Source organism: Mesobacillus jeotgali, from assembly GCF_900166585.1.
GTDB lineage: Bacteria > Bacillota > Bacilli > Bacillales > Cytobacillaceae > Mesobacillus > Mesobacillus jeotgali_A.
Genome location: NZ_FVZC01000006.1, coordinates 25143 through 42424, shown reverse-complemented (window position 1 = coordinate 42424; position 17282 = coordinate 25143). Strand labels below are relative to the sequence as shown.

Annotated in this window: 14 protein-coding genes and 1 riboswitch; of the genes, 5 read left to right on the top strand and 9 right to left on the bottom strand. The window is 42.0% G+C overall.

Going from position 1 to position 17282, the window contains the following annotated elements; translation table 11 throughout:
* Nucleotides 1-130: 130 nt before the first annotated feature.
* A riboswitch (cobalamin riboswitch) is annotated at nt 131-312 on the bottom strand.
* A gap of 67 nt (nt 313-379) precedes the next feature.
* Nucleotides 380-1153, bottom strand: a complete 774-nt coding sequence (locus B5X77_RS01225) for a hypothetical protein (RefSeq protein ID WP_079504338.1) — start codon at nt 1151-1153, stop codon at nt 380-382.
* Nucleotides 1154-1480: 327 nt separating this feature from the next.
* Between B5X77_RS01225 and B5X77_RS01220 the strand changes: the two genes are divergently transcribed.
* Both B5X77_RS01220 and B5X77_RS01215 read left to right on the top strand, forming a co-directional pair.
* On the top strand, nt 1481-2668 hold the full coding sequence (locus tag B5X77_RS01220) for an FtsW/RodA/SpoVE family cell cycle protein (protein ID WP_079504337.1): 1188 nt from the start codon (nt 1481-1483) through the stop codon (nt 2666-2668).
* Nucleotides 2665-3345: a GNAT family N-acetyltransferase gene (locus B5X77_RS01215; RefSeq protein WP_139378275.1), complete on the top strand. Its 681-nt coding sequence runs from the start codon at nt 2665-2667 to the stop codon at nt 3343-3345. Before B5X77_RS01220 ends, B5X77_RS01215 begins: the two co-directional genes overlap by 4 nt.
* A 186-nt stretch (nt 3346-3531) precedes the next feature.
* Here B5X77_RS01215 and B5X77_RS01210 read toward each other — a convergent pair whose 3' ends face one another.
* Nucleotides 3532-4395 carry a sulfite exporter TauE/SafE family protein gene (locus B5X77_RS01210; protein ID WP_079504336.1) on the bottom strand — a complete coding sequence of 288 codons (864 nt, stop codon included), beginning with the start codon at nt 4393-4395 and terminating at the stop codon, nt 3532-3534.
* Nucleotides 4396-4973: 578 nt separating this feature from the next.
* Here B5X77_RS01210 and arr point away from each other — a divergent pair.
* The gene (gene arr / locus B5X77_RS01205; protein ID WP_079504335.1) at nt 4974-5390 is read left to right on the top strand and encodes an NAD(+)--rifampin ADP-ribosyltransferase; all 417 of its coding nucleotides are present in this window, start codon (nt 4974-4976) and stop codon (nt 5388-5390) included.
* A gap of 195 nt (nt 5391-5585) precedes the next feature.
* Here the strand turns inward: arr and B5X77_RS01200 are convergent, their stop codons facing one another.
* The 3 genes from B5X77_RS01200 to B5X77_RS01190 all read right to left on the bottom strand — a co-directional run bounded on the left by B5X77_RS01200 (nt 5586) and on the right by B5X77_RS01190 (nt 9441).
* Nucleotides 5586-6338 (bottom strand): class I SAM-dependent methyltransferase, encoded by a 753-nt coding sequence (locus tag B5X77_RS01200; protein WP_257391690.1) that lies wholly within the window; start codon nt 6336-6338, stop codon nt 5586-5588.
* 278 nt (nt 6339-6616) lie between these two features.
* On the bottom strand, nt 6617-7471 hold the full coding sequence (locus B5X77_RS01195; RefSeq protein ID WP_079504334.1) for an alpha/beta fold hydrolase: 855 nt from the start codon (nt 7469-7471) through the stop codon (nt 6617-6619).
* Between the two features lie 284 nt (nt 7472-7755).
* Nucleotides 7756-9441: a methyl-accepting chemotaxis protein gene (locus B5X77_RS01190; RefSeq protein WP_079504333.1), complete on the bottom strand. Its 1686-nt coding sequence runs from the start codon at nt 9439-9441 to the stop codon at nt 7756-7758.
* A gap of 223 nt (nt 9442-9664) precedes the next feature.
* On the opposite strand from B5X77_RS01190, the gene B5X77_RS01185 reads away from it, so the two are divergent.
* Together B5X77_RS01185 and B5X77_RS01180 are read left to right on the top strand one after the other, a co-directional pair.
* Nucleotides 9665-11350, top strand: coding sequence for a mechanosensitive ion channel (locus tag B5X77_RS01185; RefSeq protein WP_079504332.1), 1686 nt, complete (start codon nt 9665-9667; stop codon nt 11348-11350).
* Nucleotides 11351-11689: 339 nt separating this feature from the next.
* On the top strand, nt 11690-12211 hold the full coding sequence (locus B5X77_RS01180) for a CarD family transcriptional regulator (protein ID WP_079504331.1): 522 nt from the start codon (nt 11690-11692) through the stop codon (nt 12209-12211).
* Nucleotides 12212-12405: 194 nt separating this feature from the next.
* Here the strand turns inward: B5X77_RS01180 and gyrB are convergent, their stop codons facing one another.
* From gyrB to mtnK, 4 genes are all read right to left on the bottom strand, one after another.
* Nucleotides 12406-14328, bottom strand: a complete 1923-nt coding sequence (gyrB, locus tag B5X77_RS01175) for a DNA topoisomerase (ATP-hydrolyzing) subunit B (RefSeq protein ID WP_079504330.1) — start codon at nt 14326-14328, stop codon at nt 12406-12408.
* Between the two features lie 131 nt (nt 14329-14459).
* Nucleotides 14460-14900, bottom strand: a complete 441-nt coding sequence (locus tag B5X77_RS01170) for a MarR family winged helix-turn-helix transcriptional regulator (protein WP_079504329.1) — start codon at nt 14898-14900, stop codon at nt 14460-14462.
* Between the two features lie 463 nt (nt 14901-15363).
* On the bottom strand, nt 15364-16005 hold the full coding sequence (locus tag B5X77_RS01165) for an L-fuculose-phosphate aldolase (protein ID WP_079504328.1): 642 nt from the start codon (nt 16003-16005) through the stop codon (nt 15364-15366).
* A gap of 45 nt (nt 16006-16050) precedes the next feature.
* Nucleotides 16051-17271 (bottom strand): S-methyl-5-thioribose kinase, encoded by a 1221-nt coding sequence (gene mtnK / locus B5X77_RS01160; protein WP_079504327.1) that lies wholly within the window; start codon nt 17269-17271, stop codon nt 16051-16053.
* Nucleotides 17272-17282 lie beyond the last annotated feature (11 nt).

Below are 17282 nucleotides of genomic sequence, written 5' to 3'. Positions count from 1 at the left end.
ATCCCAGGCCACTATCAAAAGATTTTAATAAAAAAACATCTCCACCAGAAGGGGAGATGTCCGAGTAAGCAAATGTTTTTATCATTATAAAGACATAAAGCCTGTCGGCACCTCCCTATCCTCGTAGGTTGTGTGGTGCAATGGACAGGCAGGTCTCCTGGCTCATGGTCATAGCTCGCTGCGCCTTCCCGTACATTTGTACAGTGGCCAATTGCAGCTTGCTACCATTTACAGTGGCGGGACCGCATTGGATTTTCACCAACTTCCCTATTAAGTCTTGTTTTAAAAGACACCTGATCATTTCAATTATGTAATTTTCCGCTACAACCCATTATACACGATTTGCCAAAACTAACTGCAAAAACTTTCTTTTTTCGACTTATTGTGCTAGCAAGCTCCATTCCTTAAGCTTCTTATCGAATATAAGTCTGCCGTCCGGAAGGTTCCGGCTTGCTTCTTTATATTCATCATGCATGTCATCCATGTTGGCGAAATCCCCGATAATCCAAATCGGCACTTCAATTCTGTTGCGATTTTGCTGAATGTTTTTCAGCGAAAATACTGCACCTTCCTTTAGTGCCGGTATCAGCGATTTCAAAATTTCCTTGCTTACGGATGGATAAGCCTTTTTCCTCCTGATCCCAAGCAGACTTTTTTCAGGTTTCATTTCACCGAGCTTTCCAGACAGGACAATGCCGAGCATCCGGAAAAAGTCATTGAAATTTCGGTAATACGTTTTATTAAACCAGCCATCCTCATTGGATAGATAAACAAAACGATTGTTAAGCTGGTTGTAAAAGGGCAGCTTTAAATGATGCTTGATATGCCCGAGATAAAGAAGTTCAGCAATTTCCTGAGGCGACAACACATTCAGTGCTTCCACTTCCTCAAAATCAATCCAGCAAAAATCCCCAGTATGTACATTTGCGCCAACCAGCTTTTCAACACTGTCTTCAGGTACATACTCAAATAAAGTATGTCTGTTGAATTCACCATCCTCATATCGATGCTTCAATAATAGAAGGTGATTAAGCGAATCAGCCAATGACCTGGCAAATTCATGGAATTCAATTCCATGCGAGAGCACATACTGGTCCCGTTCGTTTAAATGGACATATAGTAGATCCCTGCTATAAGGATGGTTCTTTTTCAATGGCAAAACCTCCCGGAAAATTTCTCAGCTGAAAATTGCCAGCGGCTCCGTACAAATAACACTCCTTCCATTCTAACAAAAACGGCTGAAAATATCTTATTCCGACTCTTCAAAAACATAATTATTATCAACATATTCCATGAAAAGAATCCAGCTGTAAAAAGAAACTATTCTTTCCTTTCAATCGTCTATTATTTTGAGGAATATATTACCTTAACAGGAATCGCAAGGATAATCCTTCTCCTGCTGCATAAAATGGTAGGACCAGCAGGCAAAGATACTCATTCCTGCTGATAAATAACAATGTAAAATGGACAGGGAGTAAAAATGGATAATTCGATTAAAAAATCCGACAGATTTGATTGGACGCTGACACTCCTCTTATTGCTGTTTTTTCTCACCAGCTGCATCGCTATATACAGCGCCCAGCAGACGGGGCAGTATGCCGGTCAAAATTTCTTATACAAGCAGATATTCTGGTATGTCGTCGGGACTGGTATTATCGCTATGGTAATGATGTTCGACAGCGAACAATACCGCAAGTTAGCATGGTATCTGTACGGCTTCGGAGTCTTCCTGCTCGTCTTCCTGTTCTTCGCTCCTGAAAGCATTGCCGAAGAACGAAACGGGGCTAAAAGCTGGTTTTTCATCGAGCCATTCGGTTCAATTCAGCCATCTGAATTCATGAAAGTATTTCTGATTCTTGCCTTGAGCAGCACGATTTATGCCCATCATAGAAACCATCCGAAAAAGACACATCAAACAGATTTCCTTTTATTCATCAAGCTTGGTTCCATAACCGCCCTTCCGCTTGGGATGATCATGATGCAGCCTGACCTGGGTACCTCACTTGTCATACTTGCGATTTTCACTGGAATCATTCTTGTTTCAGGCATCACCTGGAAAATCATCCTGCCACTCTATGGCGGAGGAGCTGCACTGGGAGCCGGCATACTGTACTTGGTCATCTGGAAGCCAGAAATCCTGAAAAAGTACTTAGGGGTAAAAACGTATCAGTTCGGGCGAATCTACGCCTGGCTGGATCCTGAAAGCTATCCTGAATATGGGTACCATCTATTAAAGTCCCTTAGTGCAATTGGTTCCGGCATGCTGACCGGAAAAGGAATCAACGGCAGTGAAGTCTATATTCCGGAAAGCCATACTGACTTCATTTTCAGCGTTATCGGGGAGGAGTTCGGCTTTATAGGGGGCAGTGTGGTCATCAGCCTGTACTTCCTGCTAATCTATCATCTAACAAAAACAGCACTGGATACGAACGACCCTTTCAATACCTATATCAGTTCCGGCGTCATCAGTATGATCACATTTCATGTCTTCCAGAATATCGGGATGACGATCCAGCTGCTGCCGATTACGGGGATCCCTCTGCCATTCATCAGTTATGGCGGCAGCTCACTGATGGGCAATATGCTGGCAATGGGGCTGATTTATGGCATCCGATTCCATCATAAAACCTATATGTTTGCTTCGAGAGACAGGAGTTTTGATATATGAAGCTAGTAAGTCATTATCGCGAGAATGAAGTTTTGAGGAAAAGCTTCATCCAGCTTGCCGCTGACATTTTCGGCATTGATTTTAGCAGCTGGCATGAAAAAGGTTTTTGGGATGATCGATATATTCCTTTTTCATACGTACTCAGCGGCCAGGTAGTTGCCAATGTCTCGGTCAATGAACTTAACATGATCATTGCTGGAAAAAGCCATAAAGCCCTGCAGATTGGTACCGTGATGACTCATCCGGATTTCCGTAACAGAGGCCTCGCTGCCAGCCTGATGAACCATGTTTTGAAGGCATACGAGGGAAAGTATGATTACATATACTTGTTCGCCAATGACAGCGTGCTCGATTTTTACCCAAAGTTTGGGTTTAAACAAGTTGAGGAACATCAGTATTCAACAATTGTTTCATCTGGTAAAGACCGCCGAGAATTAAGGAAATTGGAGATTCATAAGGACCTTAGGCAAATTGAGAAAATCGTTCATGGCAGAGCACCAGTTTCGCAGGCATTTGCAACAGCCAACTCCAGCGGGATTACCATGTTCCATATCCTGAGTGTTTTTCCTGACCATCTATACTACCATCCTGAGGCTGACGCCATTGTGATATTCACAAGGGAAAACGATGTGATCCATCTGTATGATGTCATTAGCAGCCATGCCTGTGAAAATTGAAAGCATCCTTCCTCCAGGAAAAGTTGTATTCCATTACACACCGGACTATAAAGATTTGAAATATACTTCCGTCCCTTTTAAACGTGAAGGAGCGTTATTTGTAAAAAGCAGAGCAGGGCTGGAGTTTCTGCCCTACATTAAGCATCCTCTTACATCAGAGGCGTAATTAGAAAAAGGCTGAGCAGGTCAGCCTTCTTTCATTGCCATTTTTGTTTTAATTTTACCTATAGACCTTGCAAAGAAATAGACAATGAACACGCCCATGATAAGCAGGCCTGCCTTGTTCAGGCCAACGAGCTTCAGAACTGCTCCTGCCAGTGTGACTAGATAAAGGATTCCGAGCATCGCGTTCATTTCCCTGTTTTCAAAATGAGCAGTCATCCTTGCACCGAACTGTGACCCTGCAAGCGCGCCCGCAACCAGCATAAGGCCAATGAAGTAATCGATCTCCGTGTTCACCGCATAAGAAGTGAATCCAACCGTGACAATTAGCAGTACAGCAAACAGACTGGTACCAACTGCCTTTTTCGGATTGAACCCAAGCGAGGTAATGATGAGCGGAACGATGATGAATCCGCCTCCCACTCCAAGCGAAGCCGAGACAAAACCTCCTACAAAGCCTACCTCCAAAAGCTTAGGCAGCGAAAAACTGGCTGGAGCAGGACTCTCTTCGTCTTTCTTGTACCCCTGTCGAATCATTTTTACCGCAAAATAAGCAAGCAAGATAATATAGAGGAACGGAATGACAACTTCATCCCATCCCCGCTCTTCCAATGTATAGACAAGCGGCCTGGCCACCTGCGTAGCCACAATACCGCTTAGTCCCATGATTAATCCCTCTTTCCAGAGGATGTTTTTCATGCGAATATGCGCGGTAATCCCCGAAATCGATGTACCCACAGTGAAAAACAAGCTGGTCGTGATCGCTTCTAGCGGTGAAAAGCCAATCAACAGTAAAATCGGTGTCAGGATAAAACCTCCGCCCACGCCGAAAAAACCTGAAAGCACGCTGATGAATCCGCCCAGAAGAAGATAAAGTATGTATTCCATCGACAACACCCTTTAATAGACTCATTCTATCTTAGGATACCATTCATGATTAGCTCTGACAGAAATAGAAATGATATCCTGCTATTTAGACTCATTTCGCCATCACTATAATAACTCCACGGAGATACTGTTAAATGTATGAATGGATACACACGTTTGAAGAAGGCCACCTTGAATTTGGATGATAAGATTGTTATGTTCGAACGCTATTTCGAAAAAATTAGCTGGTTAACTCTCCTCTTATGTTCGTTTCACAGTTTGGGTATATATACGTATGGAATAACAAAAAAGTTTATTCGCATTACTGCTCCGTTTGATCAATAATGATTTAAACAAAAAAGGCGGTCAATCCTTCTGGATCAACGCACCCCATGCTTACAAGCAGAAAACCATATGCCATTCCAAAAATCAGCAACAACCCAAAATGGTGAGTCTATATTAATACATAATTGTCGCTCGATATCATTCCCTCTACTTACATTGTACATCTATTTACAAATAATTTATAGACTACTCTTTTTGTAATTCCAATAATATACTGTTATACACAAATCTAAAAATATACGAGGTGTATCAGTATGGATGACAAAAAAGATGTCTTGGATAATGGTCCTTTTCTTCATGGTACTAAAGCGGCATTAAAAATCGGTGATTTATTAGAACCACAACACTTATCAAATTACCAAGATAAGAAATCCAACTTTATATACTTTACTGCAACATTGGATGCAGCTAAATGGGGTGCTGAATTAGCCACATCAAAATCAAAAGAAAGAATTTTTATAGTAGAACCATTAGGTGATTTTGAAAATGATCCGAACTTAACAGACAAAAAATTCCCTGGCAACCCAACACGTTCTTATAGATCTAAATCTCCTTTGAAAATAGTAGCGGAATTAAGTTCATGGGAAAGACATTCCGATGAAGAGATAAATCATATGCTTGCATCGTTAAAAAAGTTACGTGAACAGGGAAAAGCTGTAATATACGATTAATCCTTAAAATCCAGGCAGTCACACTTTAAGCTCTTCAAATCGGGTTTCACTTTCGGCTTTTGCACATAAAGATGTGTAAAAGCCAGTTCTTTATGTTGAAAACATGTTTCTTTACCTAATCTTCATCGTTGCTCAATGACGACATCCATTAAATATTGCGGAAACCTTCCTGGATCATCGCTCCTCATTTATCATTTACTTAGTTCCCTTAACCGCAACGGTATGATACCCTCTTGAATCCGGACCTCTGACTATAGAAACGTTCCTAAATCCCGCTTCCTTCATATATGGAATTACTTGATTTCTAGTAATACCTTTTATGCCTTCCCAAGTTTCATCCTCTTTCCCGTCAGAAAAAGTAAGGATTACAACTCCTTCCGGCTTCAGGACCCTAAAGATTTCTGAAATTGTCGAGGCTGCATCAGTCCAAAAATAAATAGTTTGGATACTAAATACCGTGTTGAAATTCTCATCTCGAAAGGGCAATTTATTAAGATTTGCCTTCACTAGTTTTACTTTCTCTTTGATAATTGCCTTTTTGTTTCTGATTCTTGCAGATCTAATAATTGTTGGGGAAATGTCCAAACCGACTATTTCTTCAGCTAAATTCTTTTCTGAAATTAATTTTATGGCATAACCTGCCCCGCAGCCTAACTCTAAAATCCTGTCTCCCTGGTGAATGTTCATCAGCTCTAATGACCAATTTGTTTCAGTCTTGTGCTGCTCTACCATTTTTTCACCAATAAATGCACCTATGATTCCTTGTGGCGTTTTATACTGCCGATCTATATATTTTATAATTGTTTTAAAAATGGAAATTCCCCCCTTAGAATGGCTGATATTCCTATGAAAAAGTCTGTTATTTTTTATAGTGCTTCTTATATATAAAAGATATATAAACCTAGCAAATTGAAGCCTCACCCTTTCCCACTTCTCCATTCTGGCCATTAATATTGTTGATCCCTCTCTCGCAGTTATCCTTTTTCTCCCACTTCACAATATAATCATTATTTTTGTGAATTACAGAAATAATCTCTGCCTTTCCATTTTCATTGGTGTGATGTTTGATTACAATCAATCTCGCTTGTTCTTCTGTTATTTAGGCTGACATCCAGTAGTAACAAGCAAAGCGATTAATATAAGAATAGAATTAATTTTTTTCATCTGTTCCCTTTCCAGCTGAGTGTCTTTCACGTTTTAGTAACGTTTTGTAACAGCCTTGTCAGTTAATAAGAAAGGGCATCTTCCAAGTAAGCTAAGACAGTTTGTCTAAAAACCAACCTCTCTTCCAGGAAAGGATAATGGTTGCTTTCATTAAAAATAATAAGTTGTGATTTTGGTATTAACTCATTCATTTCTATGGAGAAAGGAAGGGGACATTGTACATCGTGACAGCCACATATAATTAGAGTATTAGTTGTGATTTTTCCTAATTCACGGGTTACATCGAAAATCATTTGTTCCCTGATAAAAAAGTTCATTCTTGCGGAAGAGATTTTTTTGTGAATGCCTAATGAAAAGTACTCTTCATACTTATGTGGATGAAAAAGAGATAGCTTAGTTCTTTCCCTGGAAAACTGCTCTCTTTCCCCGGGTGATAAATCAGAGCGTTTTAATATCTCAATAAGTTGCTGCATTCGGTCGAAACGCGGGTGGTCTGGATGATAGATGCACTTTGAGGATGAATTAGCATATTGCCTGGCGGCAGATCCGACAATTATGAGTGAAGCAAGAGAATTTGAGAAATGAATTCCGTAAATGACGCCTATCATACCTCCAGTAGAATGCCCGGCAAAGCTCCACTTGGAATAACCCAGCTCCACTCGGATTGCTTCGAGGTCGTAAACAGCATCAAACATACTTAACTCATGAGCCGCGTTTGCCTTGCTTGAGTTTCCTGCTTCTTTTAAATTCACAAGGTAGACTTTATGGTTATCTGTAAAGGAATCGGCGAAGTAATCACCTGTGGCGTTGAACTCTGAATAATGATGAGTTACGCAAATCGGATGCCCTTCTCCTTTAACAAAAACCTCAAAGTTGCCTCGGGCAGTTTCAATTATTTTCGTTTCCCAGCAGGACATTATAAAATCTCCTAACCATTCTAATTATTTCTCCATTTATATTTTGGAGTGATTTTATTGCATTAGGTCTTAATTTCTATAAGCCAGGCACTAATTCCTCCTGGACCAAGAGTAGGGTATTGGAGCTCCTAATCGGATTGGTGGAATATCCTGATACTGAAGGCAAGAACTTAAACCCTACTAGTTTCGCCCTTAGGATCCCTTTTTGCCAGAAAAAATACTGCCACTGAGTCTTTATCTTGGTTATATTAAAAAAACCGCTGCTTTGGCAGCGGTTTTACACACTAAATCTTAAATCGATGCACCATCGTCTGAAGATCCTCGGCCAGCTTTGAGAGAGAGTTGGCACTGTTGAGGATTTCTTCCATGGAGGCGAGCTGTTCTTCTGTTGAAGCAGCGGCAGCGATGGTGTTATCGGATGTATTTTTCATGATTCCGGAGATTTCTTCGATTGATCCTGCTACCTGCTCGAAACCAGTGGAGAGGTTCCTGGTCGTGCCGGCGATTTCCTGAATTTGCGAAGAGACCTGCAGAATGAGTGAGCGTATTTCCTTGAATTGAGTCGCTGTTTCATCGCTCAGTACAATTCCGTGTGAAACAGTTTCTTTTACTGTCTGGATGGATTGGACGGTGTCACTTGACTCACCCTGGATGCTTGTGATCAAATCCTGTATCTGGTTGGCTGATTTGCTGGATTGTTCGGCGAGTTTCCTTACTTCTTCCGCAACGACCGCAAATCCTTTACCATGCTCACCAGCACGCGCGGCTTCAATGGCTGCATTCAAGGCGAGCAGATTGGTTTGTCCGGCTATTTCGTTGATGAGGCCCGTGATATTGCCAATTTTACTAGCTGTTGACGCCAGTGAATTGATGCCTTTATCGGCGGCTTCAACAGAGTGATGGATTGACTCCATCTGGACAACGATTTCAGAGACGGATTGTGCTCCTTTTTCAGCCTGTTCTTTTACGGTAACTGTCTTGTCAGCCAGTTCCTGTGTACTTGCCGAAATGGTCACGAGTCCTTCAAGCGATTCACGGACTGCAACAGTGCTTTGTTCTGTCATGTCACTCTGGTGGTTCGTACTCGCCGAAATTTCCTGCATTGCAGCTGATACTTGCTCAGAAGTGACTTTTGACTGTTCGGCGCTTGCCGAGAACTCTTCAGATGAAGCAGCAACCTGTTCTGAGGATTCGCTAATCTGTTTGATTACGCCTCGTATTGAGGTGATGAATGCATTGAAAGACTGTGCGAGATCCCCAAATTCATCCTTGCGGCGGACGCTGATTTGCTTAGTTAAATCACCATCTCCGCGTGCCACCTCTTCCATCTGGCGATTGATTTCATTAAGAGGCTTAAAAATCGATCTGAGCAGCACGTATCCTAAAACCAGGCCAATGACTGTAGCAATCACATTAATGGAAATGATGACAATCTGGCTAATTCTCGCCATGCTGCCAAGTTCATCTTTCAATTCGGCAACCTGCTTATCCAGCTCCTCGACCAATTTATTGATGGATGGCTCGACGACTTCCTTCCGTAAAGAGGTTTCCTCGGTAAAATGAATCCTCTGTGCCCTCTCATTGTCATCCAGCACGTTTTTGATGATGGATTGGTTCAACGCCCAGTATTTCTCAAGATTGTAACTCATTTCATCGATCATTTCTTTTTCGGCCGAAGTGCTGGCCAACTTTTTCATTTTCTGTACAGTTGCCTGAAGGTCATCCGTCTCCTTCTTCATTTCCTTGGCATATTCCATATCGCTTGTCATCAGCAGCCCACGTTCATCGTTGGACAGTCCCGCAAGCAAAAATTGAATATGCTTTCCCAATACCTGCATTTCCGTTTTCTTTTTTAGCTCATCGTTCCTCTCGACTGTGTTGTTGAGTGCAATGCTGGATTGTACACCAACTGTTGTAATGGAGAAAATCAGTACAGCCATGACAAGAATGAACCTTGTTTTAATCTTCATGATAAGCCCTCTCCAATCTCTCTATATCTACATTTTATAAAAACCAATTATGTATGGGCCAATGTGCTCCGCTTTGTTTATATCGGCATCATTTGGGTAGATTAAAGTAAGCTTGCTAGCTTACTAAGGACTTTTTTCACAGATGACGGCTGTACTGATTCCGAACTTATTCTTACATTTACAGCCCACCCTGGAGGTCCCAACTAAATAAGGAGTGAGAAATTTGAACAATAATTTTTATAATGGATGGGATAGCATCCTTGGCAAACTGCCAAACGTGCTGATTGCTCTCGCTGTCCTCCTGGTCGGATGGCTTGTTGCAAAATTAATCGAGAAGGCAGTTTACAAGGGGCTGCAGAAAACCAGCCTTGATAATAAGCTTTTTTCAAGCGCGGGCAATAAAAAATACTCAGCTGAGAAAATCATCAGCAAAATCGTCTATATTTTAATTCTAGTATTTGTCTTTATCATGTTCCTGAACATTTTAGATTTATATGTTTTAACTGAGCCGCTTGTAGGAATGTTCTCAACGATTGCTGCAGCGATTCCTAATATCTTAAAAGCAGGCTTGATTTTATTATTTGCATGGCTGATTGCCTCAGGTTTGAAATTCCTGATACAAAAAGGCGGCAAGAAGCTTGGTGTCCATGAAAGATTAAGCAAGTACAAGCTGACGGAGGACAACCAGCAGACAACAAATGCAGTCGATACCGTCGCAAACATCGTTTTCTATCTTGTATTGCTGATGGCACTGCCGGCAGTATTGTCAGCACTGAACCTTCGCGGCGTGTCTGAGCCATTTGAAAACATGATCGAGGGAATCCTTTCCTTCATCCCTAAATTATTCGCCGCTGCCCTGATCCTTTTAGTCGGTTACTTTGTTGCTAAAATTGTCCGCGATATCCTGACGAACTTTTTGCAAAGCATTGGCACTGAAAGATTAGTCCAGCGTTTTGGGCTTTCCCGTTTATTTGAAGGCACAAGCCTTTCACGTGTGATCGGAACCGTCGCTTTCGTACTCATTTTGATCCCGACCGTCATCGCCGCTCTTGAGCGTCTTGATGTCGAAGGAATTTCCGCACCGGCAATCGCCATGCTGAATGATATCCTTACGATGATTCCGAATATCGTTGTTGCAATCATCCTGGTCATGATCGGTTTGTGGCTGGGTAAATGGCTGAAAAAATTCACGGCCGATTTGTTAAGAAGAATTGGTTTCGACTCTTATTTTAAAGGCATGGGTTTAGGCAGCGCAGCAAATCGTCCTAACTCATTAGGCTTATCTGAAATCGTCGGCTATATCGTCCAGGTCATTGTCGTCCTTCTGTTTGTAGCGGAAGCACTGAATGTCGTTAAGCTTGATTTCTTCGTCGACCTTGCTCGCGGTGTGATTGGATATCTTCCGCATGTCATTGCAGCAATTGTCATCCTTGGTGTCGGCCTATGGCTCGGCGGCCTTGCCAAGAAAGTTCTCAGCAGCATTCTGCAGGGTGATTCTTCAAACGTCCTTGCAACTGTAGCAAAATATGCGATCATCACCATTGCTGTTTTCATGGCACTTGACCAGCTGGGCGTCGCACCTGCCATCGTAAATGCAGCCTTCATCCTGACACTTGGCGGATTGGCACTCGCATTCGGCCTCGCATTTGGACTTGGCGGAAAAAATTTCGCTTCCAAATACCTGACCAAGTTTGATGAGAAAATTGAGAAAACCAGCATTGATCAGGCAGCGGTCCAGCAGCAGAAAATGAAAAAGAATAATTCGGTTAATCCGAACACTGCGACACCGCCAAACTTGAATAACTTGAACACGAATCCTGGAACACCGCCAAACTTGAACAATCCTAACGAAAATAGAAGCAACAACCCAATTAATCCTCGTAACGGCGATAACCCGTTGAATCCATAAAAATAGAAAAACGCTCAGAATTTCTGAGCGTTTTTTCGTGCCATGAATACCCCTGCATCCCGGGTGTCTGAATGATTGCGAAAAATCGCAAACCATCTTTGCTGGAATCAATAGATAGTATTTTCCATTCTCAGCTTTCTTCCAATAATCCGTGGTACACCCACGCTTCCTGAAAATTCGTTAACTTTGGCAAATCACGTCCCTTTATATCGACCTGGTGATTTCTTAATATCAGCCGATAGTTGACAGAGCCACTCACCTTAAAGTCAACCAAGTTGACAAAGTTGCTCTTTAGTGTTATCATAAACTTGGTTGACAATTTTACCGAGGGGTGAATATATGTTTAATATAGGAGATTTGGTTATTTATTCAGCACATGGCATCTGTAAAATTGATGATATTTGCGAAAAGACCGTGTTAGGTGTAACAAGACCGTATTACGTATTGCACCCTACTGATAACAATCATCAGTTGACCTTGAGTGTTCCAGTTCATAGTGATAAGGTAAGCCTTCATGAAATGGTCCATAAAGAGGATGCCCAGGAAATCCTTGATTCTTTTAAATATCCAGGAATCGACTGGGTTGATAAACCGAACGTTCGGCAAAATTTATATTCCGGTATTGTAAACCGTGGTGACAGAATGGAAATTGCCCGGACCATCAATACACTCATGCGAAAAAAGATTGAAGCAGATCAGAATGAAAAAAAACTTTATGAACAGGACCGAAAGCTGCTTAATACCATTCAAAGCATCCTCTTTAAAGAATTAGCGATTGCTTTTAATACCTCCGTTGACAGAATAGAAGAAAGAATTACAAAGTACTTATTAGATAGCAATAAGGAGAAAGTGGTTAATTAGGAAAGTTTTTGTGCAGACTTTCACAAAAGTTAAAACAGCTGCTGCTTTTTTTACGAAATTATCTCTCCTATCCAGTTCATAAGTCTTCCGGACACGTTGATACAAAGTCAAAATAACTATTAGATAAAAATAAAAATGGCCTTATTGAATCAGGATTCAATGGGCCATTCTATTTTACATATTCTTTAGGAAGGTCAGACATCCAGGTTCCTGACATACACAGCATTATCCTCAATAAATTGGCGGCGGGGTTCAACCCTGTCTCCCATCAATAAGTCACAAACCTCATCCGCTTCTCTGGCATCATCCAATGCTACCTGAAGCAATGTCCTTGTTTCCGGATTCATGGTCGTTTCCCATAATTGTTCCGGGTTCATTTCACCAAGACCCTTATACCGCTGTAAATTCGGTTTCGTGCTTACTGGCAGTGACGCCAAAGTATTTTCCAGTTCCAGGTCATTGTAAGCATACTGTATGTTTTTACCTTGCTGGATTTTATACAACGGAGGCTGTGCGATATAGATATAGCCGTGTTCTAGTAACGGTCTCATGAATCGATAGAAAAATGTCAGCATAAGTATACGGATATGGGCACCGTCCACATCTGCGTCGGTCATGATAACAATTTTGTGATAGCGTGCTTTTGCTGCATCAAAATTCTCTCCGACTCCCCCGCCAATGGCCTTGATCATCGTTCCTATCTCGGCATTCTGAAAAATACGATCCATTCCCGCTTTCTCGACGTTTAGGATTTTACCTCTAAGCGGCAAGACCGCCTGGAAATGGCGGTCACGTCCCCCCTTTGCCGAGCCGCCGGCAGAATTCCCTTCTACAATATACAGTTCACTAATGGATGGATCTTTTGATGTACAATCAGCAAGTTTGCCCGGAAGAGTTGATATTTCCAAAACACTTTTCCTTCTCGTCAGTTCACGTGCCCGCCTGGCAGCAATCCGGGCTTTGGAGGCCACAGAACATTTATCCATGATTTTTTTGGCTACCGCAGGATTTTCGAGTAAAAATAACTCGAGTCTTTCAGAAAGAATCGCATCTGTTGCAGGTTTTACTTCCGAGTTGCCTAGCTTCGTTTTGGTTTGCCCCTCGAATTGAGGATCTGGATGCTTAACCGAAATAACGGCTGTAAGGCCTTCTCTGACATCTTCTCCCGAACAGTTGGCTTCATTTTCTTTAATCTGTCCAGTTTTCCTTGCATACTCATTAATCGTTCTGGTTAATGCTGTCTTAAATCCTGCCTCGTGAGTCCCGCCTTCATGTGTATGAATATTGTTAGCAAAAGAGTAGAGCGTCTCAGCATATCCTTCATTATATTGGAGAGCGATTTCCAGTGTTATTCCTTTATGCTCCCCTTCTATGAATATCGGTTCTTCATGAAGTACGGTTTGATGATCGTTTAAGTGCTCGACATAGGACATTATTCCGCCCTCATAGTAATATTCATTCTTCCTCTCTTCACTGCGCTTGTCAGTAATGGTGATCGTAATCCCTTTGTTCAGGAATGCCAGTTCACGAAGCCTTGATGAGAGAATTTCATAATTATACTCAAGCGTTTCTGTAAAAATTTCGCCATCAGGCACGAAGTGAATAGTCGTACCAGTATGGTCTGTTTCCCCAACGATGTTCAACTCCCCTTGAGGGACACCGCGGACAAAACTCTGGTAATGGATTTTTCCTTCCCGCTGTACATATACCTCCAATAAGGAAGATAAGGCATTCACGACTGAAGCACCCACGCCATGCAGCCCGCCAGACACTTTATAACCTCCGCCGCCAAACTTCCCTCCGGCATGGAGCACTGTCAAAATGACCTCAACCGCGGGTCTTCCTTCTTTTTCATGTATCCCGACCGGAATTCCCCGGCCATTATCCATAACAGTTATGCTATTGTCTTGTTCTATCACGACGTTTATTTCATTGCAATATCCTGCAAGTGCTTCATCAACACTATTGTCGACAATTTCCCAAACAAGGTGATGGAGGCCCTTTTCTGAAGTAGAACCAATGTACATCCCCGGACGCTTCCGGACCGCTTCGAGTCCCTCCAAAACCTGAATTTGATTTGCATCATATGCTTGCCCTTGAACTCCTGCCTGTGTCATTTCAGTATAATCCCCTTCGCGCTCCCATCTTTACGGTGCATAACAGCTAGAATTGTCAATATAGTTGACAATATTAGTTTATATAAAAACCCTCTTATTGTCAACCTAATTGACATTAAGAGGGTTATGACTTAATCATTCAGATTCCAATCAAGCTTTAAAATTTCCTTAAGTAATTTTACCTGCTCATCACCGATTTTCTCTGCAATCCTGATTTCCAGATTAGCCTTGAGCTTTGCGTTTTTTTCATAGCACTCTTCCCCAAGAGGTGTTAACTGTATCCACTTTTCCTTTTTATTATTTTCCAGGTTATTGATTTCGACTAAGCCTTTTTCAGCCAGGTTTTTAATGAATTTATGTATAGCCTGCCGGGAAATTTCCACATTTTTATTAATATATGAAATGGTTGGCTTTTTTTTATAAATCCTCGCCATGATATACCATTCTGAATTTGAAATATAAATATCACTCTGATTATTCCAGGCTTTCTCTGAAATTTTACGCAGCAGAGTGTGACGCTCACTTAATAGATCAACCAGGTCTAAATCTTGTAATTCAGAGTTTAAACTCAATGGACTCACCTCAATCCCTTTTCTACTCCATACTATACAACAAATGGAGCCCAAGACAAACACTAAAGTAAGCGATCTTAACCATTACCATACTCAATTAAAAAACAGCCCAAATTTGGACTGTTAGTTGGCATGCTGTCTCCTTTGGGATTTGAAAATGCTACTTGGAAATGCGTTTTAGGTATTAACTGAAATTATCGATGAAAAAAATAACGAGAAACACAATGAAAGCATAAAAACTTAGATGCAGCAGCACAGTAGTGAAAAAGTCTCTCAGTTTATCAAATGAAAAAGGTTCACTCTTCCTTGTCCTTGCTCTCATAGCCTGCCTGTCCCCCCTAGTAAAACTATCCAATCAGCCCAGTTTTTTCTTTTCAATAATCATAGCATAATCAGATGATTTTGTGCCCCTTATTTTGATAGAGGGCATTTTAAGCATTAAAAAAACCCTCTAAAAAGAGGGTCATCTTTGGCCGTATGTTTCGAATTTTTTTGCCAGGAGTGCCATTTCTTCATCTGAAAGGGTCGTTGGCTCCCCAATGGCTTTCGCCTGGTAATAGATTTGGGCACTGAACTCGATTTCCTCTGCTACTGTGAAGGCTGTCTCAATATTATGGGCTCCGGCTATCATGCCATGATTAGCCAGCAGTACAGCTCTTCTGTCCGCCATACCTTCGAATGCCTTTTCAGCAAGCTCTTTTGTCCCAAATGTCGCGTAAGGTGCACACCTGACATTCGGACCAGCAAATGCCACCAGATAACTGATCGGCGGAATATCCCAGCCTAGCGTCGAAATCGTTTTGGCAAATGGAGAGTGTGTATGGACAAGCGCGTTCAGGTCGTCGCGGCGCTGATAAAAGATCAAATGCATATCGAGCTCGCTGGACGGCTTTTTGCTGCCATCTACAACCTTGCCATCCAGGTTTATGATGACGACATCTTCAGGCCTTGTCTCAAAATAATCGACTCCGCTCGGACTGATGGCGACGAGTTTCTTTTCACGATTAAAAATGCTGATATTGCCGCCTGTCCCCTTCGTCAGACCGCTTGTGATGATTTTCTTGCCGTATTCTACGACTTTCATCCGTTCTTCCAGAAGCAACATTTTCTGCGCCTCTCTTTCTCAAAAAATCAAAGTTGGAACGTCTTATTATCGCATATTATGGCTTGAAGCTGAATCCTTTAATACATTTAGAAACTGCTGTCCCGTTTTAAAGGCAGAGGAATCCAAAATGAATTGCTTTGCCGCTGTCAGACAGATGCGCTCAGCTGTTACGCGCTGATCTTGATCAGCAATGGTCGTCAAATCCTTGACCTTCGCCAGGCCGGCAATTCGACGGGTCAACTCCATACCCGTCACCGCGGCTGTATCCTGAAGGACTGTATCAAGATACCAGCGGTCGAAGCCCTGTTCTTTTGCCATGATCTCCGTAACATTTTCCTTCCAGCTTGCCAGGAATTTTTTAGAGAAAAGATCTACCGAATCCCTGATTGTGTTTTCCAGCCAGGCAATGTACTTTTCTTCCCCGCCCGTCACATATGCCCTGGACCATGCGAACATCAAGTTTGCAATCACGTTCCCAACATCATAGCCCATCGGTCCGTAGAATGCGAACTCCGGATCGATCACTTTCGTAGAATCTTCTTTTACAAAAACAGAACCAGAATGCAAATCGCCATGCACCAGCGCCTGGGCATTTGTCATGAAGGCAAATTTCAGCTTGGCTGCTTCAAAGCGCAATTTATCATCACCATAAATATTTTCCTCGATCCACTCCCTGTTGGCCGGGAATAAGTCATTTCGCTTGTTATGGTCTGTAAAAGGTTCTGAGTAGACGAGGTCCTCAGAAATTTCGCACAATTCCGGATTGATATAATCCTGAACCAGTGCTTTCTTCGCTTTATGCTCTATGACAACATCAGAAGTCAGCAATAATGTATTCACCATGAAAGTCGTCAAGTCATCCGCAAGTTTAGGAAAAATCTTGCCTTCATTTAGCGCGGTACGCAGGATTGTATGATCAGACAGATCCTCCATCACACAGCAATTCATCACATCATCATATAGATATACTTCAGGAACCAATCCCGGTGCCAGTTCGCCCTCAAGTTTCAGCACATTCGATTCAATCCTGATTCGGTTCGTAGAAAGCTTGAACTCATCAGAAATTCTGGCCGTATCTCCAGCCTGTTTCACAATCAGCGATTTCCCTGTCTGTTCATCGCGCACAAGGAACACGTAATTCAGGTTCCCGTCCCCAATTTCAGCACAGCTTAATTCGGTATCATTATCAAAAAAATCGGTCTTCGCTTTTACATACGGAATGACCTCATCTGCATTCATGAGAAAATAAGTATTAAAATCTGTCATGCTGTTTTTTA